The organism is Burkholderiaceae bacterium DAT-1 (assembly GCA_019084025.1).
Lineage (GTDB): Bacteria > Pseudomonadota > Gammaproteobacteria > Burkholderiales > Chitinimonadaceae > DAT-1.
The window spans coordinates 385,046-410,319 of the sequence record JAHRBI010000004.1 but is presented as its reverse complement, the minus strand read 5'-3'; the positions used below and the strand labels follow the sequence as shown (position 1 = coordinate 410,319).

Sequence of the window (25,274 nt, the reverse complement as noted above, 5' to 3'; positions counted from 1 at the left end):
TACCGATACAGATCCATCCTTTGCATCGTGAGCGTGTCAATGCTCAAACCGGACAAAGCCAACATCCGTAGGCGCCATCTGCATCCCCGGCAAAACAGCCATCTGTATCTGAAAATTGCGGAGTGTGAGCGGTAGTATCTGTGGCATATCTCAAAGGGAGAACAACCGTGCGTGTACCCATTTACCAGATCGATGCCTTCACCAGTGAGCGTTTCAAGGGTAATCCAGCAGCCGTCATGATGCTCGAACACTGGCCCAGCGATGAGCAATTGACCAGTATCGCCGCAGAAAATAATCTGGCTGAAACTGCATTTATCCTGCGCGAAGGCGCTGAGTACCAGATCCGCTGGTTTACGCCCGAGGTGGAAATCGCGTTATGTGGCCATGCCACGCTGGCAAGTGCCTTTGTGATCTGCGAGCTGCTGGAGCCGGGCAGAACAGCGATCACGTTCTCCAGCAAAAGCGGTTCGCTACACGTGCGCAAACACGGTGAGCACTACACACTGAACTTCCCTGCCCGCGTCAATGAAGCCATTCCTTGTCCTGCAGGTCTGGCTGAGGCCATTGGCATCGCCCCGCTCGAAGTCTTTACCTCCGGCCCGAACTATCTGGCATTGCTACCATCAGCAGATGCTGTACGTGCTTTGAAGCCGGATTTCGCTGCCATTGCCCGACTGGATCAATCTGGTCTGGTGGTCACCGCCCCCGGCGATAAAGGCTTCGATTGCGTGAGCCGTTTTTTCGCCCCAGCCAAAGGCGTACCGGAAGACCCGGTCACAGGCAGCGCACACTGCGGGCTCGCACCTTTCTGGGCGGCTAGACTCGACAAGCAATCCATACGCGCGTGGCAGGCCTCGCCCCGTGGCGGTGAAATACAGTGCAAGCTGATCGGGGACCGGGTTGAACTCAGTGGTACAGCTGTGTTTTACATGCAGGGCGTGGCAGAAATTTAAGGAGTCAACATGCTGGAAATCATCGGCCGCCCGAGCTCCATCAATGTCCGCAAAGTACTGTGGCTAAGCGAAGAACTCGGAATCGACTACTGCAACACCCACCAGTCGATAACAGCGGCGGAGCTGGTCGCTCCCGCCTTTACGGCACTGAATCCCAACGCTCAGATGCCCCTTATCCGCGAAGACGACTGGACACTGTGGGAGAGTCATGCGATTTGCCGCTATCTGGTGAATCGCGAACAAGCCTGGCACCTCTACCCGCTTGCGCCTCGCGAACGCGCCCGTGTCGATCAGTGGCTGGACTGGCAGGCAACCGATCTCAATACGGCCTGGCGTTACTGCTTTATGGCTCGCGTTCGCCAGTCTCCCGCCTTTGCAGATCCTGAACAGGCTGCCACCAGCGAAAGAAAATGGCATGACTGCATGCACATTGTGAATCAGCAGCTCGACCATGCGGGCCCGTTCATCTGCGGCGACCGGTTTACACTGGCAGACATCTCCATCGGCTTGTCCATTCATCGCTGGTATCTGACCCCGATGACGGAGCGCCCCGATCTTCCGGCAGTATCCCGCTATTACGACCTGCTTAACGAGCGATCCGGGTACCGGCAATTCGGGCGCAATGGCGAACCCTGACCTACTCGGTTACACTTGGCACCGCGATGGTTTTGCCGATCCCAGCCTCTCTCCCCGGTCTGGCAGGGTATCCACGCCCCTTCCCCAAAGGGGCAGCAAGTGTCCCCATCTATCGCACGAATCCTGACTGAATCACCAGACTATGAATGGATCTTGCGATGCATATTAAAATTGATGACCTAAGCGATACACGTGTTCATGCGCTATTGAACGAGCATCTGAACAGCATGTATGAACTCTCGCCACCAGAAAGCGTGCACGCGCTCGACCTGAGCAAGCTACGCGCACCGGATGTCACCTTCTGGACGATATGGGACGGAGAAACGCTACTAGGCTGTGGCGCGATCAAAGCACTGGATGCGCACCACGCCGAACTCAAATCGATGCGTACACCGCTTGCACAGCGGAGGCGCGGTGCGGGGCGAGCCATTCTCGATCACATTCTCGATGTTGCTCGTCAGCGTGGCTTTGCCAGAATCAGCCTTGAAACCGGTACGGCGGCCGACTTCCTGCCCGCACATACCCTGTATGAAAGCCGTGGGTTCACCTTCTGCGGCCCCTTCGGCGATTATGCCGAAGATCCACACAGTGTGTTCATGACGCTGGCGTTGTAGGTGATTACACTGCGACACGCGCCATCTGTCAGCACTTAGATGGCGCGCGCAAATACGTCGACCTGCACATCGTCCAGACCGGCAAAGGGCATCTGCTTTTCAATTGAAAAGCCGAGTTTGGTCAGCACGTTGGCCGATCCTTCATTGTCAGGATGCACCAGGCCGATCAGGCGCTTGAGCCCCAACACATCACGGGCAAAATCAATCGATGCCTGCCCGGCCTCGGTGGCCAATCCACGTCCCCAGTATTCTGGCAGGAAGCGATAGCCGAGTTCGGTCTCACCCAGATCGGCAAGATATTTCACGCCGCTGAATCCGATTACCTCGCCCGTTTCGCGCCACACCACGGCAAAGCGCCCGTATCCAACGGTCGCGTAATCATGAAATGGCCATTTGTGCATGCACTGAAGCGCATCATCCATCGATACGTAGGGCTGTGCCTGAGCATAGCGGATCACTTCCGGGATCGTACCTAGCTTGTAAAACGCCTCCAGATCATGTTCCTCGAATCGACGCAGGATCAGGCGCTCGGTATTCAAGACATGCTTCATGCTCATTCCCATTTTATTTTTGAAATCAAGTGACTACTTCAACACAACTGATTCGTACACAACCAGATACAGTCTTTCCCGGTTCACGTTTGAGCGTGTTCGCACGCCGATACAAATCAATGACTTGCACCATCTCAAAATCTCCGGTAGGATGCGCACCAGTTTTGGCAAAATGTACAAGAACAATTGCCAGACTGTCCTAGTTGCAGTTCAAGCCTTTTGCCTCGATGGCCGACCTTGCTTCCTCCCATACACGGAAGCCGATCAGATCCATGTCTCACCGCGCTTGATACGCCTCGCCCTGATCGGGCCAGATGGCGTTAGCCCTCCTCTCGGCGCTGCCGCTCGGAAATATCGAGCCATTCGCACTGGCGGCCACCGAAGCCGCAATCGTATGGCATATTTAGCCAGGCAGGCACATGCGTGTCTGCAACAGTTGCCTGTTTGCGTTTTGCCACAGCATCCGTTTAGCAATACAGTTGTCACGCAAGTGCAATGATTTGCTGCCATGCTGGCCTTAATGCGCAGGCCGCTGAACCGTTATTTGGACATACATATTATGTTGATTCGTGAACTCCAACCGGGCGACTGCTTCGTCCAACACCTGAATGGCCACGCCGTTCAATTTGAAGTAATTGCAGTGCGCCCAACCGGCCGCAGCTTCAATGTCACCTTCCGTTCACCGGCAGGTGAAATCAGCGCTGACTATCTCGGCAATGCAGTGATTACACCCACTGTGCACTGACCGAATCATGCGCGAACACACAAAAAGGGGCTGAGGCCCCTTTTGTGCTTTCTGGTGGCAGTATATTTCCGATCACTGGCGATCGCTATGCGAGTTTGAGGCGTACACGATATCCGCTTCATGAGGATAATCGGCTACACGCTTTGATTTCTGTGTCTACAATCAAATTATCCGTGTTCGGGTTTGCGCGATTGCCGCACCGTACCGACCGATTTTGAGGACACCAACGTGCCAGACTTCGACAAGAAAATCGTTTTTCACACAGAAGATCTTCTGATCAGCCTGTGTAACTCGATCGTGCGCGTACTGAACATCGCCACGCAAAGCAAGATGCATTACTCGGCCATGGTCCAGCGCATCACCAAGATTGGCCTGAAACCCGATCTGGGCTGCTTTGTTCTGTTTGATGGCGGGTTCTCGGGGCTGGTGGTACTCAACTTTTCATCGTCAGCAGCCATGGAGCTGTACGAACGCTATATGCTGACCATGGGCATGCCCGCCGATGAACTGGTCGCTTCTCATACCTCGGATGAAGTGGCCAATATTCTGGGCGAACTGATGAACCAGATTGTCGGTGACTTCACCAGCAAAATCCGTCGCGAACTGCAGACCAACATCACCCAGAGCCAGCCGAAAATGCTGGTGCTGAACAAGGAAGTCACCCTGAGCGTCGACACCCCGCTCGACCGCCCGGAAATGCGCCGGGTCAGCTTCTATACCGAACGCAACAACGTCTTCTACCTCGAACTCGCCATCGACCGCACCGAATTCATCAAGCTGCACGATTTTGACAGCAACGCCGAAATCGACGTGGATGCCCTGCTGGCCGAAAACACCGGCCCGGCACAGAACTCGCCATCGACCGCCAATAGCGGTGACGACGATAACGATGATTTGTTGAAGTCGTTGGGGATGTAGGCTTTTACCCCCGCTCAACCTCCACCACCCTCATCCCATTACATCCCGGATGATTGGCGCACGACCAGAATGCCTTGCCCGCATGGGTGCCGGATTTAACGATGCGCTTGACCATATTGCCCTCGCATTTCGGACAGGGCGGGCCGAGGACGGAATTGACGTCTGCAGGCGAATAGGCAGACGGAGGGGGCACTGAAATGGTGGGATTGTCGAGCGGTACGACCGGCATGCTGGCGTGCACACCCACCCTTTGCTGAACACCACGAATATCGATCCCGAGGACGATTCTGATCTGGCTGTCGATATCGGACAGCACATAGCTCGCTTTGGCCGCGACATGCAGGATGGGCAGATTGGCCTCCTTGCAGGCGGCATCCAGTAGTTCGTCCCGGGCTTTGCGCTCGCTTGAATGATGCGATTTATCGTCCAGCTCGATAATGCCCATTACCTTGAGATCATCTGCACGGCAAATCACATAATCAAAATGCTTGGCATGGATCATGTTTTGCAGGCGCTGCCATTCGCCGCGCTCGAACCCTTTGCGCACAACCAGAACGTCGGCCACGCGCACCTTACCGAACACACGATAAGACGGCCCGAGCAGCCCATCGAGCACACCCAGAAATGATCGTTCAGCAGGGGTAAACAAGGCCGGTGCCGTGGTATAGCGCAGGCTAGGCTGTTCTTTCAGAATGGGCGGGGTAACCGGCGTAGCGCTTCGGGCGCGCAGCACAATCAGGATCAGGCCTGCCAATAGCAGGGCGGTGATCATCCACATCATGGCTTTTCCTCTTCATTTCATTTTTATTTGTTTTGCATGCAGGCTCATGAGCCTTGCATGAACACCATGCCTACCCCCACCCCACAATCGACATCGCCAGCACACAGCACACCACCACCCATCCATCCACACTCATCCGCGCCAGTTTTTGCATGATTCGTCTCCATCGGGTTACGTATACATGCATGGTGCACAGGGACAGTCTCAAAACATGAGACTGTCCGCTTGCCCGATCAAACTGTTGCGAAATTGAATGTCAGGTGGCGTATTGCGCGTGTGCGCGAACCAGGGTATCCCGGACTGCCTGCCGGAGTGCCGAGGGGCCAACCACGGTGACATTGTCACCATGCCGCAGGATGTCCATGATCAGTTCGCGATCGTGAGAATAGGGAATATGCAGCTCGTACTGACCATCGGCGAGCCAATGGCCTTGCTGATGACGATGCCAGACTTCGTCGGCTACCCAGCGGGCAGCCTGTTGATTGAAGCGTAGCACTGCCATCAGGCGCGCTTGTCCTGTAAACGCGCCATAATCTTCGTCCAGCTGACTGGACAGCTTTTCTACCGGCACCAAGATGGCGGCGGCTTCCAGCATGTCTGCCGACACAATGGCATCCAGCGCGAAACGGCGCACGTCTTCCCGGGTGTGACACCAGGCATCGAGATACCAGTTGCTACGGAAATGCACCAGCCGCTGCGGTGAAATGGTCCGCTGCGTGGTCTGGTCGCTGCCACGGGCGTGGTACGCCATTGAAAGTCGCCGCTGCTGCAGGATGGCCGCCATCACCGGCTCGAAAACATCTTTGCGGCCTCGTCGTTTCAGATGTTCTACCACCTGAATCCGGCCTGATACATGAGCATTATCCGACCCGAGCAAAGCGCTCACCCGCTCGCGTGCGGGGGCCAGCATGCGGCTCAGTGCCGGATTGCCCATCCCCGAGAGCAGCTGTTCCATGGTCAGCAGCGACAACAGTTCGGACTCGTCGAACCACAGACCCGGCAAGTCAAAGGGTCGATCACCAGCCTTCCGGTAGCAATAGCCACCGCGCTCACGGTCGAACTCGACAGGTGCGCCAAACTCGTCGCGTAATTCGCGGATGATGCGCAGTGCGGTCGCGCGCGAGCATTCGAGGTGTTCCATGATAGACGCCAGACTCACCACGGTACGGCGGCCATGCAGCAATCCATGCAGGGTATAGACCCGTTTGACTTTATCCATAGGGGTATCAGCATCACATCAGATGAATCCGCCAGATCGATGACGGGATGCACATCCTATTCTCCCTCGGTGCGCCCTGCATGAGTGTTTGCTGAAACTGTTGCGCGGACAACTGTGCAGCTATGCATTCGACATGCCGGCGCAGTTTCATGCACTCGACGCACGCCATTATGCACACTACACTCCAGCCCTGCCTCTGCCCTCCGGACCCGCCATGCCCACTTTGCCGCCCACCCTGCAAACGATTCTGCTTCTGGTTCTCTCTAATGTATTTATGACGTATGCATGGTACGGACACTTAAAAAGTCTGGGCGATAAACCGTGGTACATCGCAGCCATGGCCAGCTGGGGCGTGGCCCTGTTCGAATATCTGCTGCAAGTACCCGCCAACCGTATCGGTTATGGCCCGATGACGCTTGCGCAGCTCAAAATTACCCAGGAGGTGATTGCGCTGGTGGTATTTGTGCCGTTTTCGATGCTGGTGATGAATCAGCCGTTCAAGCTCAATTATTTGTGGGCGGCGCTGTGTATCTGCGGAGCGGTGTACTTTATTTTTCAGGATTGAACATCCGTCCCTATCAGATATTCATCTATCAAGAGCTCCCGCTGTCAGCGTCGGGTGCGGTATAGTGCTCGTCTGCTTGACCTGAGTGCTTGAGGATTCCCCACATGACTACGCGCGTTCTGACCGGCATTACCACAACCGGCACGCCCCACCTCGGAAACTATGCCGGCGCAATCCGCCCGGCCATCGTCGCCAGCCGCAAAGCGGATGTGGACGGTTTTTTCTTTCTGGCCGATTACCATGCGCTCATCAAGTGTGATGATCCGGCTCGCATCGAACAATCCCGCCTGCAGATTGCTGCGACCTGGCTGGCTGCTGGGCTCGATACCGAGCGCGTGACGTTTTACCGTCAGAGTGATATTCCCGAGATTCCCGAGCTCACCTGGCTGCTCACCTGTGTGACCGCCAAGGGGCAGATGAATCGCGCCCATGCCTACAAAGCCGCTACCGATGTCAATGCCGCCAACGGCGAGGATCTGGATGCAGGCGTGACCATGGGGCTGTATTCCTATCCGATTCTGATGGCTGCGGACATTCTGATGTTCAATGCACATCAAATTCCGGTGGGTCGTGATCAGGTTCAGCACGTTGAAATGGCTCGTGATGTCGCGCAGCGCTTCAACCACATGTTTGGCGGCGGCAAAGAATTGTTTGTGCTTCCCGAGGCTGTGATTGAAGAAGATGTTGCGACACTCCCCGGTCTGGATGGCCGCAAGATGTCCAAGAGCTACGACAACACCATTCCCCTGTTTGAAGGCGGTGAGCGTGGTCTGAAGGATGCCATTGCCAAGATTGTCACCGACTCACGTTTACCCGGCGAAGCCAAAGATCCCGACAACTCGCACCTCGTGACCATTTACGATGCGTTTGCATCCGCCGAACAGCGCGCTGCATTCCGTGCCGACCTGATCGGCGGTCTGGCCTGGGGTGAGGCCAAGCAACGTCTGTTTACCCTGCTGAACACAGAACTGGCGCCCATGCGCGAGCGTTATGTCGAGCTGATGGCCAAGCCGGTCGAGATCGAAGACATACTGCAGGCTGGTGCGGCCAAGGCTCGTGCGACTGCAACACCATTCCTGAACGAGCTGCGCCACGCAGTAGGCCTGCGCCGTTTCGTCGCGCCGGTGGTGGTGCAAAAGGAAGAAAAAGCCAAGGATCAGCTACCGGTATTCAAGCAATATCGTGAAGCAGACGGTCAGTTCTACTTCAAGCTCAGCAGCCACGATGGCCGCGTGCTCCTGCAAAGCCAGGGCTTCGCCAGCGGTCGCGATGCTGGTCAATGGGTAGGCAAGCTCAAATCCACCCCGGAAGCTGCGCTCGCGGACGTGCCTGCGGCGCTGGGTGATGGCGTGAGTAAGGATGAAGTGGTGGCTGCGCTGGTGGCGTTGACTGCCGAATAAGCTGCGCAATCGCCGAATAAAAAGGGCCGTCAGGCCCTTTTTGCATTAATACCCCCGCTGACGATCTACTGCTGGCGGGATGTCACCGCTTTCCCTGAATCGTGCGATATTCCCAGCCACAATCTGCGCGGCTGATTCGCGATCGGTTGGGCCGGAACAATGTGGCAGAACTGTGACTTTGGGGTGATCCCAGAACCATGCATCTTCAGGCAATGGTTCCTGATCAAACACATCCAGCACGGCGTAACCGAGCGAGCCATGATCCAGTGCCGCCCACAACGCTGCCTCGTCGATAATCGGGCCACGGGCGAAATTAATGATCGCTGCGCCTGGCTTCATGCGTGCAAGTTGCTCTGCATTCAGCAGTCCGCGCGTCTCGGCTGTCAGCGGTAGCAGGCAAACCACAATGTCACTCTGCGCCAGCATCTCGCGCAAACCTGCCTCTCCTGAAAGCGTTTCCACATCGGGCACACTCGTACCGCTGCGGCTCCACCCCATTACACGGAAGCCCGCGCCGCGAAGACGCAGCGCCGTACATTTCCCCAGCTCACCCATCCCGAGAATGCCAATGGTGCGTCGCTCGGGCCGGACATATTCCAGCGCACGCCAGACCCGCTGCGACTGCTGCTGCGCGTACTGGGGCCCGAGTCGATGCAGATACAGCGCCCAGGTCAGCACCGCTTCTGCCATGGTGTTAGCCAGACGCGGATCAACCAGACGTACCACCGCCAGATCGCTCTCCGGCAGCTCGGCCAGCATCCGCTCCACGCCCGCCCATACGCTGTGTACCCATTTCAGATTGGGCAACTGGGCCAGCTGCGCAGGCTCCGGATTGGCCACGATGGCAACTTCGCAGGCGAGCTTATCCGCCTCTGACAGTGCCTCAAACGGGACAATCTGCTCATCTGGCATGGCCTGCCGCAATGGTGATAACCAGCCGTTCAACCAGGCGGGCAATTGTGAATTTTCGTGGGAGACGAGAAAGGGGATGATCATGTTCAGTTCCGGAATTAATCTAAGTAGCTTTTGAATACTGCTTTAACTTCTGCACGGTATCGCCATTTACATCCCACACACCCTCATTTATCACATCCGCCGAAACATAATCATGCTCAATTAAGAGATCGATCGCACCTTCTCTACACAGTGAACATGGATTATTCAGATACATCCATTCGCAGACTTTGCCCGTCGGGATATGCTTATTTTCTTCGCATACTTCAAGCAAAGCTCGACCAGCTTCATGCAAGTCATCATCCGACCACTGGGTATTAAGGACTGAATAAATCAGCACAACATCCGCTTCTATAAGATGCTTTTTTAATAACCGGAGGAAACTTGGATTATGTGCTATAGACTGATCATGAAGATACTGCCTGACATAATCGCCAACGGCTACATCCTTTGAATTCGAAAGAAATTTCGAGGCGATGTAGTGAGTATTTTCATCTTCCGAAGCCAGAAGCGTCCATATTTGGGCGGGAATCCATGCGGGCTCACCCACCATGAAAACGCGCGCAAGCCTATTCACAACATCAAGGTCAGATTCTTGATCTATTACCCGTAAAATTGCCTGTCGCTCGGCATCCCCCGCAAATCTTCCAAACTGGCGAAACTTCCCATTACAACCAGACTGTTTTTCCTTAGCCATTTGAATGACTAATTCAACAGGTAAATCTACCAAATATTTTTGACCAAACTGCTTGATGCGTGCATCCCGTTCAATTGGTGTCTCAGATTCGCGTTTAGCTTCTTTCTCTGCCTCGCGCTTTTCTCTATTGATATACAAAGCAATGTATTCATCTGAATCTGCATGACTTTCAATGAGCGCGAGTGCAGTGTCCGAAATACCAGTATCGTGCGTCAGCGAATCTAGTGAATCAACATATGCACGCTCGTCCGTTTTCAGGATGCTGCCAAGAATGCGGATCACCCGAATAAGTGCTGGCTCACCATCTAACGAAATAATCGCATGAAATCCATACCAATCATCCATCTCGCATTCAATGACTTGACCCCAGACAAATTGACGCAGGGTATGGGCCGCATTTTCGTGACCTGCGAGTGCTAATTTCGCCAGAAGCTCACAGACTTGCTCAAGATCACAATACTCGTCCGGATCATTCAGCTGTTTAACCAGTGATTCTGCAAACCAGGCTTCAGACTTGCAGCCTCGAATCATGGAAAACAACCAGTCAGCGCGATTCCCCTCGCACTGTCCATCATAAGCTTGATTTTCAATACATGCGGCAAGCAGAATGTCCCGAACAGCATCTGCTCCATATTGTTGGACGTATCGAATGGCGCTTCCACGACCGCACTTTAAAGCGTATTTAAATTGATCTTGATTCAAGTATTGATTTTTCCATTATTTACATAAAAACAGCCCCGACATCACACCGGGGCTGTTGATTTTACAAGAACTGATCAAGCATGCAGGCCGCTTATTTGAACTGGACGTTAATCCAGTTTCTCGTTGCATCCATGCTTTCCGGACGGCCGAGGAAGTCCTTCACCAGCTGGGCTGCTGGCTTGGATGCACCTGGATCGAGCACTGCCTTGCGATACTTCATGGTCGCCGGACCATTGAGCAGGTTCTGGCGGTCGAACTGCGAGAAGAAGTCGATGGCAATAACCTTATCCAGCACGTAGGTATAGTAGTTCGAGGCGTAGCCCGTCAGATGCGTGAAGGCCGCAAAGAAGTGATCACCTTCCATCACGGATGTCGGCAGATAGCGCTGGGCGCTGGCATTTTGCACGGCATCAAAATCAATCGTATCTGGGTCAGTGGTGTGCAGTTTGAGTGCCATATCCGCAAACACCATCTGGCGTTGCAGCCAGGTGGCACGACCATAGGCGGATGCCTTGATCATACGGTTGAACAGGTCTTGTGGCAGTTTCTCGCCCGTTTCCACATGTTTGGCAAAGCTGGACAAGGTAGCGTAATCGCTGAAAAACTCTTCCAGCATTTGCGAGGGCGCCTCAACAAAATCGCCTTCCACATTAAAGCCACCCTGACCGGACCACACGCCCTGACTACCCAGCAGATGATGCATCAGGTGGCCGAACTCGTGGAAATATGTAACAACTTCACCATATTCCATCAGACCCGGATCGCCCTTCACACCACCTGAGAAATTACAAATCAGCATGGCTTCCGGCAGTTGACGCCCCTTCATGCCCGGCACCAGCGGGTCGGCAGTGAACCACTTATCCTTCCCTGCCCGCGGATGCATATCCAGATAAATCCGGCCAATTTTGCGTTTGCCATCAAACACATCAAAGGCATCTACCGATTCATCCCACAGCTTCAAGCCCTTCACCTGCTCGAAGCGCACATGGAAGAGATGCGCGGCGGTTTTGAGAATGCCGGCCTGAACCGTGTCGTATGCAAAATACGGGCGCACCGATTGGGCGTCGAAATTAAAGGTTGCACGACGGTACTGCTCCGCCCAGTATCCGCGATCAGCGGTATACATGGTTTTTAAATCCGGCTGCTGCGACTGGGCAAATGCCATAAGCTGACTATGTTCACGCAGCCCGGTTTCTCGCGTCACACTCTCCACCCCTGCCAGCAAGGCCTCTACTTTCCTGGGCGAATCGACCATCTGGTCTGCGGTGGCAAAGTCTGCCCAACTCTTGAAGCCGAGTGTATTGGCGATGTCTTTACGTACACGCAATAGATCACGCAGCACCTCCACATTGGCCGGCCAAGCACGCTGGTTATATGTCAAAAACATTTGGTGACGCACTGCGTCGCTCTTGGCGAAATTCATCACCGGGCCCATATCCGGGGCATCGGTAGTCAGGGTGACATTGCCCTCTGCATCAGGCTTATGGCGGCTGATAAAGTCGGCTGGCAGCCCAGCCAGGTCAGCCGGTTTCACCTTGAAGCTGCGCACATCTTCGGTGACATTACGCGAAAATTTTGCCTGTAAATTGGCGCTTTTCTCCTGCAGCTGCTTCACTTTGCTACGGGTTGCCTCGTCCTTGTCCACACCTGCCAGACGATACTGCAGCAGGCTACGCTCCAGATACTGGCGCGATGCTGCGTCCACCTTGCTCAAATCAATATCGGCAAGCGCTTTGTAGACAGCCTGATTCAGTGACAGAGCAGCATTCGCGCCTGAAATGGTTTCCGCCAGTGCCTGTGCCTTATCGCGAATAGCGGCAGACTTGGACACCATATTCATCACGGTCGCCTGACTCCCTGCCAGCGCCAGTTCATTCTGGGCATCATCAAACGGGCGAAGTGTATTGGCAATCGTATGTTTGCCCTTCACCGCTGCAATGCGGTCAACATAGCCCTGAGCGGCATCCAGATGCTGTTTTACCCACGCCTCCAGCTGAACCGGATCATCCCCGGCAGACCACGCATGCAAGGGATCGAGCTTGGCAGGCGCAGCAAACAGCTGACATGCTGCAAGTCCGGCCATCACGGCAATAGCGGTGCGGCTGGGCATCAAAGGAGCGAAGCGAGAAGTCATCCTGGGTTTCCTGTGTCATGTGCGCCTATCGCCAAAAACGGCGGACGCCTTCAAATCATCTGGGTATGCGAGATGCCCCTGAGTGGGCATCAGCGCACTATATCGGTTGCTGCATGCAGTATCCAGTAGCAATATGGCCTCTTGAGATACGGATCAGTGATCCCCCTCACGCGGAACAATCCGCCCGTCCATATTTGCTAAATACCAAGCAGTTATTGCCAGTAGACCAACCTGCTTGCTCAAATCATCCGGATTCACCTTATCCAGTGTATCTGCCGGTGTGTGGTGGTAATCGAAATAATTGCGACTATCGACCATCGGCTCGAAACATGGCACGCCCGCTTCGCCAATCGGCCCGAGATCGCTGCCACAGGCATTGGCACGCCATTCCACGACTGGTGCACCCATCATCCGCAATGCCGGGCGCAGGTCAGCCAGTTTAGGCAGATCGCTACGGGCAATATCGGTAATCAAACCCAGCGGTCGTCCTACGCCACCATCCGTTTCAATGGCTGCGACGTGTTTCCCGGCCGACGCACGATAGGCGTCAGCGTAGGCCGTGCCGCCGCGTAGCCCGTTTTCCTCATTCATCCAGGCCACAAAACGGATCGTCCGCCTGGGTGTTAATCCCAGATCCTTGATCACCTTGATCACGCCCATCGACGCCGCCACCCCTGCGCCATCATCAATCGCGCCTTGCGCCAGATCCCATGAATCCAGATGGCCGGACACAATCACAATTTCCTCCGGCTTGTCGCTTCCGGGCAGATCGGCGATGACGTTGAAGCTGTCGGTATCCGGCAGGTTCTTGGGGGTCAGGGTAAGGTGAAGCTTGACTTCGCCACGCTGACTCAGCCGCGACAGCAGCATGGCATCTTCTGCGGCCAGTGCAGCAGCCGGAATCACCGGATTGCCATTGCGTCCCAGGCTGGTTGCCCCGGTATGCACCAGTCGATAGTCCGCGCCACCAATCGAGCGAACCAGCGCCGCAACCGCACCCGCCTTGGCTGCGGCAATCGGCCCTGCCGAGCGAATCCGTACCGACTCGCCATAGGCATTAAAGGCTCGCCCGGCCTCAGCCATCCCCTGATCAAAGGCTACATCGAACACCACAATCTTGCCCTTGGCTTCGGACGCGCGGGCGTTGAAGGCTTCCAGACTATGCACCACCATCACCGGCGCCGTAATCCCGGCCTCCGGCGTCGCACCAGAACCGCCCAGCGCCGTCAGCGCCACCGGGCGAAACACGCCAGCTGGCTTGCCTGCATAGTCGGCAATATCTGCTTTCTCCTCCCCTCGCACCCAGTGCGGCACTTTAACTGGCTGCAGTGTCACACGCGCCCCCAAGGCGCGGAGTTGCGCAGCAACCTGCTCAACCGCCGCCGCGGCCCCTGCCGAACCGGACAGACGAGGGCCGATCAGGTCGGTCAGGTCGGTCAATCGTTCATAGGCATAACCGTCCTGCATGGCGTGTGCTGACAGGCGGGCGAGCGTATCTGCGCCGGACGAAACAGGTGCGGGCGTGGCGGCAAACAGCGGGGTCAAGACCGCAACACAAGTAGCGAGAGGCGCGATCCGGCGAATAAATGACATGGGTACCTACCTTGCAATCGTGATTGTGCCCCCTGCGACGGCGGGCGCGATGCTGTGAGTGATCTAGCAAAATCTGCTGATGATGCACAGATCGCGGCACTGCCACCAGATCAGATTTGCGATACCCAAGGCAAAGTGTCTTGCTCAATTGACTGCAGGCCGCATCACACCTGTATCAGACGTCATTTTGGCATCACCTGCTCATTATCCAATCCGCAACACCTGCCCGCACACTTTCACTTTTTAAATACCGTTAGATATGTGCGGAACTAGAATCCACAAAATTACCACTTAAATACATATTAGATACCACACAAGAATCTGGACTCATACCGACAGGTATCCATCCAGACATGACACACCCACCTTGAACCGGAGTCATACATGAAGGACGTACCACGTCATCTGCTGTATTTCGCGCTTTTCTTTATCCTGTACGAGCTGACAGTCTATCTTTCCAACGACATGATCATGCCCGCCATGATCGCGGTGATCCGCGATTATCATGGCCACGAGCGGCATATCGGCCAGTCACTCAGTCTGTACATACTGGGCGGTAGCCTGCTGCAGGCTTTTCTGGGCCCGCTGTGCCAGCAGATCGGGCGCAAACGGGTCATGCTGGGCGGATGCGTCTTCTTTTTACTCGCCACCGCCATCGTGCCATTTGCCAGCAGCATCGATCAGTTTCTGATTGCACGCTTCTTCCAGGGGATGGGTTCCTGCTTCATTTTCATTGGCTATGCCAGCATTCACGAAACGCTAGAAGATAGCGCCGCCATCAAGCTCACCACCTTGCTGTCCAATATTGCCATCTTTGCCCCGCTTGCTGGCCCGCTGGCAGGCAGCGCCATTCTGCTGCATTCGCCGTGGCAATCGATCTTTGCCGTGGCTTTTGTGCTCGCGCTGATTGCGATGGTGGGCATCTGGCTATACATGCCAGTCGAGCAGGATTTGCCGCGACCCGCGCTGCAACTACGCGATGTGGTAGCGGGCTACCGGACAATTCTGGGCAGTCAGCGCTTTATGACAGGCATTCTGCTTGCCGGTATCACCATCACCCCGCTTACCGCGTGGATCGGCCTGTCCCCTGCGCTGATCATGACCGGGCTGCATCAGGATCAGTCCACCTATCTACTTTGCCAAGCGGTCATTTTCACCGGCTTTATCGCCAGCACCCTGCTTATCCAGCGCATGGGTGATGTGCTGCCAATCGAGCGTCTGTTAACCACCGGCAGCTCCATCGCCGCAATAGGTATGCTGATTTCTGCGGCACTGTCCGGATCGCTGCCCGGATTCCTCACGGGCATGACCCTCTTTGCGGGCGGCTTCGGGCTGTTTAATGGCGCGCTGATCCGCGTGGCGATGACTGCGCCGGAATGCAATATGTCGATGACGGCTGCAGCCATGAGTCTGCTGTACTGCATCTATATCGCCATTGGTCTGGAAGCCTACAACCTGATAGGCGACCACACCGGATTTTCACTCGGTGCATTTGCAGGCTGCAATCTGGTCGTGGCGGTCGTTGCCTGGGTAGGCATCCGCTACTTCATCCATCAAGGCCATGTTGCCCCGGAGGCCGCCATTCCCGCGCCTCAGGGAAGTTAACCTCGTTTCAGTCCGGATGCTGGCAGTGCATCAAGGCATCCGGATGATTGTCTCCGCGAAAGTGATGATCATGTACACTCAGAATCAATTCGAGCATGTGATGCGCGGCTTGCGCTCGCATGCAGAAAATGCAATTGTCATTATTCCTAGATGTGAATCGGAAAAGACCACCGGCGGATTGCAGGGCTATCGACTGTCGACCGAATCCATCTACGCAAGTAGCTTGAACAAGCTGAAATCCAGTCTGGATATGATTGATTTTCAGACCACGCAAAGTCTGTTCGCCACCCCCTCCCTGCCACTAGAGCACCGCGAACGCCTTATGCACCGCATCTGGCTGGGCGGGCATCCACCAGCAACAGCTATACGCGCAATCAATCAGTGGGCGACACTGCTGGGTCAGGTCAGCGAACGGGCTCACCTGACCTGGGAGTGTCTGTTATGGGTATGGGATGAACAGCAACTGCACGCTGATCCCGCCTTTGTACCCCAGCAATTCGGACAAACAACCTTGATTGGCCATTACCGCACGGCCGGTGCCGGCCAGCGTGTGCATTCGCTCCGTCGACTGGTACAAAACACTCAACCGGAACTGATACCCGTACTGGAGAACCTTCTGGCATCCGGTTATTACGTGAATCTATCCGACTATTTCCGCATTCTGATCCTGCACGAGCTGGGTGGAATGTATCTGGATGCCGATACGATACCGCACCCCGCGTGCCTGCCCTTTCTGGCCAAACCCGCGGTTCCGGATCTGCATCTGCAATATGGCGCAGACCAGCATGCGCGTCGCCATATCAGCTGGCTGAACCTGTATCAGGATGAAAACGGCGGCCTCATCAGCAAATCCGGGAATGCCGCACTGGGTCAGTTGCGCCTGCGCATGCAGCATTTCCTGTCCAGCCTACCTGCGTGCTTGCCGCGCGCCAGCCGAACTGATCCCGTTGCACGGCAGTTCTCCAGATTGCTGCATGATGCGAGCTACGGGATCTGGCGGGATGAAATGGCGCGAAGCTTTATCTCGCTTGACCAGCTGTACCGGCATACCTCGCCATGGGCGTCATCGGATACCGAACCCGTCCTCATCGGCATCAAAGGCATGCGTCTGCAGGTAGATGCAGTGACGGGCGAACAATGTCCGCTCGATCATGCGGAGCAGGAAAATTATCAGGCATGCATCGACCTGCTCGCCGCCCGGGCATGGCAACTGGACGATCCGCTTGATCTGGCGGCATGCTGCGAACCGATTGTTGTCATGGAAACGCCGCGACTGGCCTATCACCCGCAGCTACGCAGCATCGAGGGCCATTGCCACTATTATTCCTTTCTCAGCGAAGACCCGAACCTGGATCGAGTCAATGCGCTGTTCTGCGCCTATATGATTGCGCGCAACGACAGTCATTTCTATCCCGAGCGAGGCGGACATGCGACTGCCTTTAAACAACCGCTCCGCGTGCGTCCGTCGCAGACGGGGCAGCCTATTTTTCTGCCCGGTACCGATGCTACCTCGGCCATCCGGGATCGCATGGCGGCATTGCTATTCGATACCAGCTACCTCGAATACTGCAGCTTCGGCAATGTGCTGCATCTTCCATTTATCCAGCTGCAAAGACGACAGAATATCGACCCGTACATTTCCTGCTCGCACCTGCTGTTTGCTACAGACGGCCAGTTTGCCGGCTTTTTTACGGCAGCCACGCTGGATACCTTTGCCGGACTGGCAGGCCCTTCCTACTACCGTCCGGAGATGCGGGAGATGGATGCGGCGTATGACGCCTTCGTCGCCGCACATACGGAGCCAGATGATCTGTTTGTCTCCAGCCTTGCAATTGAAAGCACATTTCGCGGTCAGGGACTGTTCAACATCATGCTCGACGAAATGCGTGAGCGGGCGCGTCGCCTGCACTGTCGCCGCATTGTGCTCACGGTATGGGAACACAGCGATGCCTATCAGGTGTACCTGAGCAAGGGCTTCTATCAGACCGGACTGTTCGGCGATGCCTACCCGGTATTTTACGATCGCCTGCACATGATGGCGCTGCCGGTCACCCAGTCCTGCTCGTCCGGCGTCCCCGTTACATACGTCCGGGATATCCCCGCTCCCGTTCAGACCGCACCCGAATGTGCATAAGTGCAGATGGCACTCGCAAACCAGCTAACAGGAATCTAGCCCGTGACTCAGACCATTGATGAAATCAGCAAATACAGCATCAAGCAGCGGAACCTATCCACCATCTCGCATGAGGTATTTCAATTCCGCAAAAGTACCAGTAAGAAACCACTTAAGGTATTAAGTGATGCAGATTGGCAACATTGGCAGGACAAAGGCTACGTCGTTATTCGTCAGGCCGTTCCTGAGAAAATGGTGAGCGATCTGGAAAAATTGGCGTGGAACTTCGAGGAAATGTCGCCGAACGACCCATCCACCTGGTATCCGGAAGAAAAGTCCAGGCTGAGAAAAAGTGAATTAAGCTTCAACGCCGGTATGATCGAGCTGTACAATCACCAATACCTGTGGAATACCAGACAGGCACAACGCGTGTATGATGCGTTTGCAGATATCTGGGATCGGCACGACCTATGGGTCACGATTGACCGCATGAACTTCAACCTCCCCCCGGAACCGGGCTTCGAGTTCAAGAGTTTCATGCACTGGGACTACGATCCGGACGCCCCGGAGGAGCATGTGCAGGGTGTGCTGGCTGTCAACGATCAGACCGATCCGGCGGTGGGCGGGTTTGTCTGTGTGCCTGATCTGTACCGTGATTACGATCGCTGGCGTGCCGGACAGCCCGCAGACTGGGACTGGTACCGCCCCGACATCAGCAGCTTCAGGCTGGAACCGGTGTGCATGCAGGCAGGCGACCTGCTGATTTTCAATGGCCGCCTGTGCCATGGTATCCGCCAGAATGTTTCGCAGGACAAGGTGCGGATTGCGCAGTACATTTCGATGATGCCTGCGCGCCCCGACGATACGGCGCTGCGCGAATGGCGGATTCGCAGCTGGCGCGATCGCGTTCCACCGGAGGGATACAGCCTGCACGGCGATCCCCGCCAGTGGGAGCAAACCCGTTTTACAACGGCAGAATTATCTCCTCTGGGAGAAAAACTGCTTGGCCTGACAGACTGGAGCCAGGCATGAACGATATTCGATCATTAAAGGACTTTGACATGGATCTCACCCTGAGACAGAAAATCGGCCAGATGTTCATGGTCGGATTTGATGCGCTCGAACCCAATGAACACATCATCCAGATGATCCGTGACTATCGCGTGGGTGGCATCATTCTGTTCCGCCGCAACGTGCACACGCCTGCACAGGTGGCCAAGCTGTGCCGTGATCTGCAGGCGATCAACGCCGAAGTCAGCAGCGAGCCGCTCCTGATTGCACTGGATCAGGAAGGCGGCATGGTGATGCGGATCGAGCAGGGTGTGACCCCGATTCCGGCCGCCATGGCATTCCAGCAGGCGGGTTCGGTCGAGGATTGCCGCAAAGTCAGCCAGATCAATGGCGACGAAATGGGTCAGCTCGGCATCAATATGATTCTGGGTCCGGTACTGGACGTCAATAATAACCCGCTGAATCCGGTGATTGGCGTGCGTGCTTTCGGCGAGGATGCCGATACCGTCATTCAGTACGGCATCGAGGCCATGAAGGGCCTGCAGGATGCTGGCCAGATCGTGACCGCCAAGCACTTCCCGGGTCATGGCGATACCGATACCGATTCGCACTATGCGCTGGCAAGCGTACCGCATGACCGCGCCCGTCTGGATGCCGTCGAGCTGCGTCCCTTCAAGGCCGCGATCGACGCAGGCGTAGATGCGATCATGACTGCCCACGTCGCCTTTCCTGCCATCGAATCTGATCCGCACCTGCCTGCAACTCTGTCGCGCACTGTCCTCACCGATCTGCTGCGCACCGAGCTGGGCTTTAAGGGCGTGGTGATTTCCGACTGCCTGGAAATGGCCGCGATCTCCGAGGGCATTGGCGTGGCGCGTGGCGCAGTGGGGACAGTCGCAGCCGGTTGCGATATTGTACTGGAATCGCATCTGCCCGAGCGCCAGCTGGCTGCCATTGAAGCCGTGATTGAGGCTGTCGATCAGGGCGAGATTCCGCAGGCACGGATCGATGAGGCACTGGCACGCATAGCCCGCCTGAAGCAGGCGCGTGGCGTACGCAACTGGCGCGATGTCACCGTTCCGCCAACCGGCCTGATGCGCAGCGAGTCCGTGGCACTGGCTGAGCGCGTGCAGCGTGAAGCACTGCGCGTAGAAGGAGATTACCGCCCGCTGGACCGTTCACGCTCCGTTGCCCTGATTACCATCGAAGTGCGCAATCGCAGCGAAATCGATGAGGTCGCACTGGCACGCAATAAGGAACCGCGCAGCTCGATGCTGCCCGCCCTGCAGGCCGGAGGTCTGACAATCCGCGAATATGCGATGTCTGCAGAGGCCCATCCGGAAGAGGTGGCAGCCGCCATCGAGTTTGCCAAGGATGCCGAGCAGATCATCGTACAAACCTACAATGCCATGCTGGTGCCCGGCCAGCAAATACTGGTCGCCGCACTGCCGCAGGAGCGCCTGTGGCTGGTGGCGGGTCGCCTGCCCTACGATCTCGGTCTGGCACCCGATGCACAGGGCCGCCTCGCCAGCTATGGCTGCCGTCCGGCTGCGCTGGTGCCGGTGGTGGAGAAGTTGCTGGGTAAGTAAGGGCTAATTCACAGCCATCAGCCGCTTGCGCGCCTCGGTGAAGTCCCACCAGGCGCGCGGTGGCTCCCCATCCATAAACCGCGTCACCGACATAAACACATCCAGCACGCAGGGATCGTGTCGTACGCCGGTCAGATCACACAATCGCCAGTACATCTCGACGGGATCAGCGCCTTTGAGCGCATCCGGCGTTTCATAGCCCAGCAACTGCAAATCCTTTGCTGATGCCGGCCCGATATTGGGCAAGTCGGTCAGTTTATTCAGACGATCGCGGGAAACTTTGGCAGGATTCATCGGTATCTCTTAATGCTTGTGCTTGCTTTTAAACGCCCGCTCGGCGAATTCGGGTGGCTTTTTTGCCACCCAGGCGACAAAGGTTTGGATATCCGGATGGGCAAGCAGTGCCTCAACCGAATTGTACTGGCGGGCTAATTCGGCTTCGGTAAAGCGTGCGTGGATTTGTTTGTGGCAGATGCGGTGCAGCGCAGTGGTCACCTTGCCGCCTTTTAGTCGCGGAACCAGATGATGCTCATCGCGCTGTGAGGCTGGAATTTCCCGGCCACACAGCGGGCAGATTTCCACCGAAGGCGGCACATACCATGTCTCCGGTTCACGCAGACGGCGCTTCACTTTGCCCGCACCACCATGAATATCCGCCGGAACGGAAATAGCGTTTTGCCATCGGTTTGCGCAGGGTAGGTTGCGCGCACGCGAGCTGCGTAGTCCTGTTCAAACGCCTCGCGCTCCCCTTCTGGCAAGGCATCAAGAAACTGCTTGAGCCACGAACCTTTGATCCATTCTTTCACCGGATCAGCGCCTTCGAGCACCTGCATATAATGTGTTTCCCAGATGTCCAGCGAGGCAGCATGCGGGGCAAGGATGCGGTAGTAGTCGTCCAGTTCCAGAATCGGCACGGCCTGCAAAAGATGCTGCAAACTATCGCGCCATGAGCCTGCATTCACTGTTTCTGCAATCAGCGTATGCGAAGGAGCCCGGAAGTTTCCCGGCATGCCGATGGCCATCACCCCGCCAGGTTTGACTGTGCGTAGCAAGGCGGGAAACAGCTCCGCATGATCCGGCACCCAGTGCAGCACCGCGTTGGTATACAACAGGTCGACCGGCGTATCGGGTGACCATGTGCTCACCTCGCCTGCCTGCCAGTGCATATCCGGAAAATCGCGCCGTGCCGCTGCCAGCATGGATGGATCGTTGTCGATGCCGGTGATGGATGCATCCGGCCACCGCGCCTTGAGACAGGCCGTCACATTCCCCGGTCCGCATCCGAGATCAGCAATATGCTCAGGAGCCTCCAAATCAATGCGCGCCAGCAAATCCAGCGCAGGACGTAATCTCGGGCCAGCGTACTTGAGGTACTGATCGGGGTTCCACATGGCGGGTTCCGGTTGGTTTTAGCTGCGTATGAGTGTACGACAACGGGCTTCGACAAGCTCAGCCAACGGACACAACCGCTCCCTGAGCCTGTCGAAGGAGAGCCCTACATCAACTCCCGCAATCGCTCCTGCCCCGTCCGGCTGATCGGCAGGCGCTCGCCATCCTGCATACACGCCAGCTGCGTATCTTTGGCAGGCTTTTCAATCGCCTTCAGAAACTGCAGGTTGATCAGGCAGGATCGGTGAATCCGTACAAAGCGCTGCGGGTCGAGCTTGCTTTCGAGATCGGAGAGTGACTGGGTTTTCAGATAGCTTTTGCCATCTGCATGAATCGAAATATAGTCATCCTGCGCCAGCACATAGCTGATGCGGTCGATGGGCACCACATGCACCTGCTCACGATCCTTGATCAGCAGCCGGCCTTGCTGCTGGCTGGCGTCCTGTACCAGTTTGTCGAGCGCGGCCTGTGGTTCGGGCAGCAGCTTGCGGGCACGCGCCAGTGCTTCGTCAAAGCGAGTCTGGCTAAAGGGCTTGAGCAGGTAATCGACCGCATGCAGGTTAAACGCCTGCAGTGCAAATTGATCGTAGGCAGTGGTAAAAATCACGCCCTGTCGCCGCTCTGTTAGTTCCAGTACCTCCAGCCCAGTGAGCTTGGGCATCTGGATATCCAGAAAGACCAGATCCGGGTTCAACGCGCCGATCTGTTTCACGGCCTCCAGCCCATTGCTGCACTCTCCGACAATCTGGATATCCGGGTGGTGCGACAGGTATTCGCGCACCAGCATCCGTGCCAGCGGTTCGTCGTCGGTAATCAGGGCGGTCAGTGTATGACTCATGTTGTTTCCTCCATCGGCAGAGTGATGTCCACCTGCCATCCTGCTTCTTTTCTGGCTGCCTGCAGGCGGAAGCGCTCGCCTACGCTGCGTTTCAGGCGCTCGCGGATGTTATTGAGTCCAGTACCGGTTCCACTTGCGGGCATCGCGTCTTCCCCGACCGGATTACTCACCCGCAGATGCAGCCAGCCGTCCTGCACCCTGGCGACGATGCTGACCATACCCGCCACATCCAGCGTGCGGATGCCGTGCTTGATGGCATTTTCGAGCAGCGGCTGCAAGGTCATGGGCGGCAATAGCGCCACTTCAGCAGCTTGATCAATGTCGAATGTCACGTTCAACTTATCGCCAAAGCGTCGTTGTTCGATCGCGGCAAACTGGCGGCACAGCTCGATTTCACGTGATAGCGGGATAAGCGGCTCGGAGGCCAGTGCAATGGTATTGCGGAAGAATCCCGCCAGATCAATCGCCATCGCGCGTGCGCCTGCCGGATCAATCGCCGTGAGTGCGCTAATCGAATTCAGGCTATTGAACAGAAAGTGCGGATCAATCTGGGTACGCAGCAGCTTTAACTCGGCATCGCGTGCCAGCACCCGCGCTTCGGCTTCGGTTCGGGCGATTTCATGCAGACGACTCACTGCCAGCAGCGCATCATGCGCCAGCAGCGACATCATGTAGAGACCCGCACCCAGCGCGAATAGCAGCGTTTCTAGCTCGGCTGTCATCCGCACAAATCCACCCGGCCAGCCCATCGATGCGCCCGCGGCGTTCCACGCCAGGCACATCCCTAACCAGATCAGTCCGGACACGGCAGCCGAGCCGGTAAACGCCACGATCATGCGCGCAGGTGCACGCTGTGCATGCGGAAAGCTGCGGCAGACGTACCATGCCGACAACGCAACCACACCAAACACCAGCGCCAGAGGCAAGGCAAAGTTCAGTGCGCCCTGCTTGTCGGCAAAGCCCAGAAAGCGCAGCAGGCCGGCGAGTGCGCCACCTGCCAAAGTCCAAAGGCCGGCATACCAGCCAGCCTTGCGGAGATCATTGATCAGAGGATGAAGCATGATCAATTCTTGATTTCTACGCCGCCCATGATCACTTCACCTTCGATGATCAGCTGCTTGGCATCACCCAGTGCGGGCACGGTTTTATCTTCAATCCCGCCCATGATGGGCATGCCGTTCACCACTACCGACCAATCCTGCGGCACGCGGATGACAATGCCGCCCCAGAAGGCAAACACTTTGATCACGGCCTTGGGTTCCTGCATCACGGCGTGGCGCAGATCGACGTCAATGCCGCCCATGATGGCGCTCAGATTGCCGCCCTTGAAGTTGTTCGAATCATTGCCGACCTTGCCACCGCCCATAAAGGCAGACAGATCGATGAATTCGTTGGTATCGCCATGGCGGTTGTAGGACTGGAATGCCAGTTCATCACTGCCGCGCCGCGAGCTACGCGACATGATGCGCAGCCCGACCAGAATCAGGACAACCGGCCAGAACACATGCATGCCTGCGGCAATGTATCCGAGGTTATGCAGTACCAGAAATGCCCCCAGCCCGATCAGGATCATCCCGAAGGTGCGCTGATCCCCATTGCCGGGTCGAGTCATACGGGCTACACCCAATGCACAGAGGACGAGCGGCCAGAACACTTCAAATACATTGGTTCGCAGGATGCCCATATTGTCTAGCAAACTGATCAGCCCGAAAATCAGGATAAAGGCGCCGATGATCAGATGATTGATGCGAAAGTGAGCGTGTCGCATGATTACTCTCCTTTACGGCCATACATGCCGGGCAAGCCGCGCAGCAGCATACTGCCACCAATAATGATCAGCACCACTGGCCAGGTCGTCTGGAAAGTCCAGCCTGCCACATGATTCACACAGGCATAGAGCCATGCACCCAACCCGATTGTGGCCACACCTTTGATGTAGTGCGCCGGATAATCTGCCTCGACAATCTTGTATAAGCCGGATGCCACAAACAACAGCGGCCACATATTCCACAGATTGGGCATCGCCATGAAGCCGAATCCACCGGTCAGCATCGCAGCGCCAATCACCACCAGCATGCCACCAAAAATGAAACGGCGAGCCGGGCGATTGCGCTTGCGGCGGCCACAGACATGAACCAGATCGTCTTCGTGTTCGTACACCATGATGGTTTCCTCCTTGCGGTATTCAGTGAGGTGAACTGTATCCAAGCCCGGCGCGAGATGCAGCATGGATTCCGCGAATCACCGCTGGCTGTCGGTGAGTGACG

At 56.2% G+C, this 25,274-nt stretch carries 25 protein-coding genes; 11 read left to right on the top strand and 14 right to left on the bottom strand.

Features of this window, described 5'->3' with window-relative positions; all coding sequences use genetic code 11:
• Window positions 1-167 precede the first annotated feature (167 nt).
• The 3 genes from KSF73_10595 to KSF73_10585 all read left to right on the top strand — a co-directional run bounded on the left by KSF73_10595 (window position 168) and on the right by KSF73_10585 (window position 2,203).
• Window positions 168-953 (top strand): PhzF family phenazine biosynthesis protein, encoded by a 786-nt coding sequence (locus tag KSF73_10595; GenBank protein MBV1776159.1) that lies wholly within the window; start codon window positions 168-170, stop codon window positions 951-953.
• Window positions 954-962: 9 nt separating this feature from the next.
• Window positions 963-1,589, top strand: coding sequence for a glutathione S-transferase N-terminal domain-containing protein (locus KSF73_10590; GenBank protein ID MBV1776158.1), 627 nt, complete (start codon window positions 963-965; stop codon window positions 1,587-1,589).
• 158 nt (window positions 1,590-1,747) lie between these two features.
• The gene (locus tag KSF73_10585) at window positions 1,748-2,203 is read left to right on the top strand and encodes a GNAT family N-acetyltransferase (protein MBV1776157.1); all 456 of its coding nucleotides are present in this window, start codon (window positions 1,748-1,750) and stop codon (window positions 2,201-2,203) included.
• Between the two features lie 35 nt (window positions 2,204-2,238).
• On the opposite strand, the gene KSF73_10580 is transcribed toward KSF73_10585, so the two are convergent.
• A complete protein-coding gene (locus tag KSF73_10580; GenBank protein MBV1776156.1) occupies window positions 2,239-2,754 on the bottom strand; it encodes a GNAT family N-acetyltransferase in 516 nt (171 codons plus the stop codon).
• A gap of 559 nt (window positions 2,755-3,313) precedes the next feature.
• Here KSF73_10580 and KSF73_10575 point away from each other — a divergent pair.
• Both KSF73_10575 and KSF73_10570 read left to right on the top strand, forming a co-directional pair.
• Window positions 3,314-3,499, top strand: a complete 186-nt coding sequence (locus tag KSF73_10575) for a hypothetical protein (GenBank protein MBV1776155.1) — start codon at window positions 3,314-3,316, stop codon at window positions 3,497-3,499.
• A 228-nt stretch (window positions 3,500-3,727) separates the two neighbouring features.
• A complete protein-coding gene (locus tag KSF73_10570) occupies window positions 3,728-4,417 on the top strand; it encodes a DUF3334 family protein (GenBank protein MBV1776154.1) in 690 nt (229 codons plus the stop codon).
• 4 nt (window positions 4,418-4,421) lie between these two features.
• Here the strand turns inward: KSF73_10570 and KSF73_10565 are convergent, their stop codons facing one another.
• Window positions 4,422-5,198, bottom strand: a complete 777-nt coding sequence (locus KSF73_10565) for a DUF2726 domain-containing protein (protein MBV1776153.1) — start codon at window positions 5,196-5,198, stop codon at window positions 4,422-4,424.
• 256 nt (window positions 5,199-5,454) lie between these two features.
• Window positions 5,455-6,417 carry a YafY family transcriptional regulator gene (locus KSF73_10560; GenBank protein MBV1776152.1) on the bottom strand — a complete coding sequence of 321 codons (963 nt, stop codon included), beginning with the start codon at window positions 6,415-6,417 and terminating at the stop codon, window positions 5,455-5,457.
• 214 nt (window positions 6,418-6,631) lie between these two features.
• Between KSF73_10560 and KSF73_10555 the strand changes: the two genes are divergently transcribed.
• Window positions 6,632-6,982 (top strand): DMT family protein, encoded by a 351-nt coding sequence (locus KSF73_10555; GenBank protein ID MBV1776151.1) that lies wholly within the window; start codon window positions 6,632-6,634, stop codon window positions 6,980-6,982.
• 104 nt (window positions 6,983-7,086) lie between these two features.
• Window positions 7,087-8,382, top strand: coding sequence for a tryptophan--tRNA ligase (locus KSF73_10550; protein MBV1776150.1), 1,296 nt, complete (start codon window positions 7,087-7,089; stop codon window positions 8,380-8,382).
• 45 nt (window positions 8,383-8,427) lie between these two features.
• Here KSF73_10550 and KSF73_10545 read toward each other — a convergent pair whose 3' ends face one another.
• The 4 genes from KSF73_10545 to KSF73_10530 all read right to left on the bottom strand — a co-directional run bounded on the left by KSF73_10545 (window position 8,428) and on the right by KSF73_10530 (window position 14,462).
• Window positions 8,428-9,378 carry a glyoxylate/hydroxypyruvate reductase A gene (locus KSF73_10545; protein MBV1776149.1) on the bottom strand — a complete coding sequence of 317 codons (951 nt, stop codon included), beginning with the start codon at window positions 9,376-9,378 and terminating at the stop codon, window positions 8,428-8,430.
• A gap of 19 nt (window positions 9,379-9,397) precedes the next feature.
• A complete protein-coding gene (locus tag KSF73_10540; protein MBV1776148.1) occupies window positions 9,398-10,735 on the bottom strand; it encodes a hypothetical protein in 1,338 nt (445 codons plus the stop codon).
• Window positions 10,736-10,826: 91 nt separating this feature from the next.
• Window positions 10,827-12,869: a Zn-dependent oligopeptidase gene (locus KSF73_10535; protein ID MBV1776147.1), complete on the bottom strand. Its 2,043-nt coding sequence runs from the start codon at window positions 12,867-12,869 to the stop codon at window positions 10,827-10,829.
• A gap of 153 nt (window positions 12,870-13,022) precedes the next feature.
• A complete protein-coding gene (locus KSF73_10530) occupies window positions 13,023-14,462 on the bottom strand; it encodes a M20/M25/M40 family metallo-hydrolase (protein MBV1776146.1) in 1,440 nt (479 codons plus the stop codon).
• 384 nt (window positions 14,463-14,846) lie between these two features.
• On the opposite strand from KSF73_10530, the gene KSF73_10525 reads away from it, so the two are divergent.
• The 4 genes from KSF73_10525 to nagZ all read left to right on the top strand — a co-directional run bounded on the left by KSF73_10525 (window position 14,847) and on the right by nagZ (window position 20,780).
• Window positions 14,847-16,067, top strand: coding sequence for an MFS transporter (locus tag KSF73_10525; protein MBV1776145.1), 1,221 nt, complete (start codon window positions 14,847-14,849; stop codon window positions 16,065-16,067).
• A gap of 70 nt (window positions 16,068-16,137) precedes the next feature.
• On the top strand, window positions 16,138-18,201 hold the full coding sequence (locus KSF73_10520; protein MBV1776144.1) for a GNAT family N-acetyltransferase: 2,064 nt from the start codon (window positions 16,138-16,140) through the stop codon (window positions 18,199-18,201).
• Window positions 18,202-18,243: 42 nt separating this feature from the next.
• Window positions 18,244-19,212: a phytanoyl-CoA dioxygenase family protein gene (locus KSF73_10515; GenBank protein ID MBV1776143.1), complete on the top strand. Its 969-nt coding sequence runs from the start codon at window positions 18,244-18,246 to the stop codon at window positions 19,210-19,212.
• A gap of 29 nt (window positions 19,213-19,241) precedes the next feature.
• Window positions 19,242-20,780 carry a beta-N-acetylhexosaminidase gene (gene nagZ, locus KSF73_10510; GenBank protein ID MBV1776142.1) on the top strand — a complete coding sequence of 513 codons (1,539 nt, stop codon included), beginning with the start codon at window positions 19,242-19,244 and terminating at the stop codon, window positions 20,778-20,780.
• 3 nt (window positions 20,781-20,783) lie between these two features.
• Here nagZ and KSF73_10505 read toward each other — a convergent pair whose 3' ends face one another.
• From KSF73_10505 to KSF73_10475, 7 genes are all read right to left on the bottom strand, one after another.
• On the bottom strand, window positions 20,784-21,074 hold the full coding sequence (locus KSF73_10505; GenBank protein ID MBV1776141.1) for a helix-hairpin-helix domain-containing protein: 291 nt from the start codon (window positions 21,072-21,074) through the stop codon (window positions 20,784-20,786).
• Between the two features lie 9 nt (window positions 21,075-21,083).
• Window positions 21,084-21,410 carry an HNH endonuclease gene (locus tag KSF73_10500; GenBank protein ID MBV1776140.1) on the bottom strand — a complete coding sequence of 109 codons (327 nt, stop codon included), beginning with the start codon at window positions 21,408-21,410 and terminating at the stop codon, window positions 21,084-21,086.
• Entirely contained in the window at window positions 21,407-22,171 is a 765-nt protein-coding gene (locus KSF73_10495; protein MBV1776139.1) for a methyltransferase domain-containing protein, read from the bottom strand. The genes KSF73_10500 and KSF73_10495 overlap by 4 nt, the downstream gene beginning before the upstream one ends.
• 104 nt (window positions 22,172-22,275) lie before the next feature.
• On the bottom strand, window positions 22,276-22,995 hold the full coding sequence (locus tag KSF73_10490; GenBank protein ID MBV1776138.1) for a LytTR family DNA-binding domain-containing protein: 720 nt from the start codon (window positions 22,993-22,995) through the stop codon (window positions 22,276-22,278).
• An 8-nt stretch (window positions 22,996-23,003) separates the two neighbouring features.
• On the bottom strand, window positions 23,004-24,068 hold the full coding sequence (locus KSF73_10485) for a histidine kinase (GenBank protein ID MBV1776137.1): 1,065 nt from the start codon (window positions 24,066-24,068) through the stop codon (window positions 23,004-23,006).
• Window positions 24,069-24,070: 2 nt separating this feature from the next.
• The gene (locus KSF73_10480) at window positions 24,071-24,775 is read right to left on the bottom strand and encodes a cell wall-active antibiotics response protein (GenBank protein MBV1776136.1); all 705 of its coding nucleotides are present in this window, start codon (window positions 24,773-24,775) and stop codon (window positions 24,071-24,073) included.
• A gap of 2 nt (window positions 24,776-24,777) precedes the next feature.
• Window positions 24,778-25,170 carry a hypothetical protein gene (locus KSF73_10475; GenBank protein ID MBV1776135.1) on the bottom strand — a complete coding sequence of 131 codons (393 nt, stop codon included), beginning with the start codon at window positions 25,168-25,170 and terminating at the stop codon, window positions 24,778-24,780.
• Between the last annotated feature and the right edge of the window lie 104 nt (window positions 25,171-25,274).

Coding starts and splice junctions, on each gene's coding strand:
- KSF73_10590 (MBV1776158.1), top strand. CDS start 963: ATGCTGGAAATCATCGGCCGCCCGAGCTCCATCAATGTCCGCAAAGTA.
- KSF73_10585 (MBV1776157.1), top strand. CDS start 1,748: ATGCATATTAAAATTGATGACCTAAGCGATACACGTGTTCATGCGCTA.
- KSF73_10580 (MBV1776156.1), bottom strand. CDS start 2,754: ATGAAGCATGTCTTGAATACCGAGCGCCTGATCCTGCGTCGATTCGAG.
- KSF73_10575 (MBV1776155.1), top strand. CDS start 3,314: ATGTTGATTCGTGAACTCCAACCGGGCGACTGCTTCGTCCAACACCTG.
- KSF73_10565 (MBV1776153.1), bottom strand. CDS start 5,198: ATGATGTGGATGATCACCGCCCTGCTATTGGCAGGCCTGATCCTGATT.
- KSF73_10560 (MBV1776152.1), bottom strand. CDS start 6,417: ATGGATAAAGTCAAACGGGTCTATACCCTGCATGGATTGCTGCATGGC.
- KSF73_10555 (MBV1776151.1), top strand. CDS start 6,632: ATGCCCACTTTGCCGCCCACCCTGCAAACGATTCTGCTTCTGGTTCTC.
- KSF73_10550 (MBV1776150.1), top strand. CDS start 7,087: ATGACTACGCGCGTTCTGACCGGCATTACCACAACCGGCACGCCCCAC.
- KSF73_10545 (MBV1776149.1), bottom strand. CDS start 9,378: ATGATCATCCCCTTTCTCGTCTCCCACGAAAATTCACAATTGCCCGCC.
- KSF73_10535 (MBV1776147.1), bottom strand. CDS start 12,869: ATGACTTCTCGCTTCGCTCCTTTGATGCCCAGCCGCACCGCTATTGCC.
- KSF73_10530 (MBV1776146.1), bottom strand. CDS start 14,462: ATGTCATTTATTCGCCGGATCGCGCCTCTCGCTACTTGTGTTGCGGTC.
- KSF73_10525 (MBV1776145.1), top strand. CDS start 14,847: ATGAAGGACGTACCACGTCATCTGCTGTATTTCGCGCTTTTCTTTATC.
- KSF73_10520 (MBV1776144.1), top strand. CDS start 16,138: ATGTACACTCAGAATCAATTCGAGCATGTGATGCGCGGCTTGCGCTCG.
- nagZ (MBV1776142.1), top strand. CDS start 19,242: ATGGATCTCACCCTGAGACAGAAAATCGGCCAGATGTTCATGGTCGGA.
- KSF73_10505 (MBV1776141.1), bottom strand. CDS start 21,074: ATGAATCCTGCCAAAGTTTCCCGCGATCGTCTGAATAAACTGACCGAC.
- KSF73_10495 (MBV1776139.1), bottom strand. CDS start 22,171: ATGTGGAACCCCGATCAGTACCTCAAGTACGCTGGCCCGAGATTACGT.
- KSF73_10485 (MBV1776137.1), bottom strand. CDS start 24,068: ATGCTTCATCCTCTGATCAATGATCTCCGCAAGGCTGGCTGGTATGCC.
- KSF73_10480 (MBV1776136.1), bottom strand. CDS start 24,775: ATGCGACACGCTCACTTTCGCATCAATCATCTGATCATCGGCGCCTTT.
- KSF73_10475 (MBV1776135.1), bottom strand. CDS start 25,170: ATGGTGTACGAACACGAAGACGATCTGGTTCATGTCTGTGGCCGCCGC.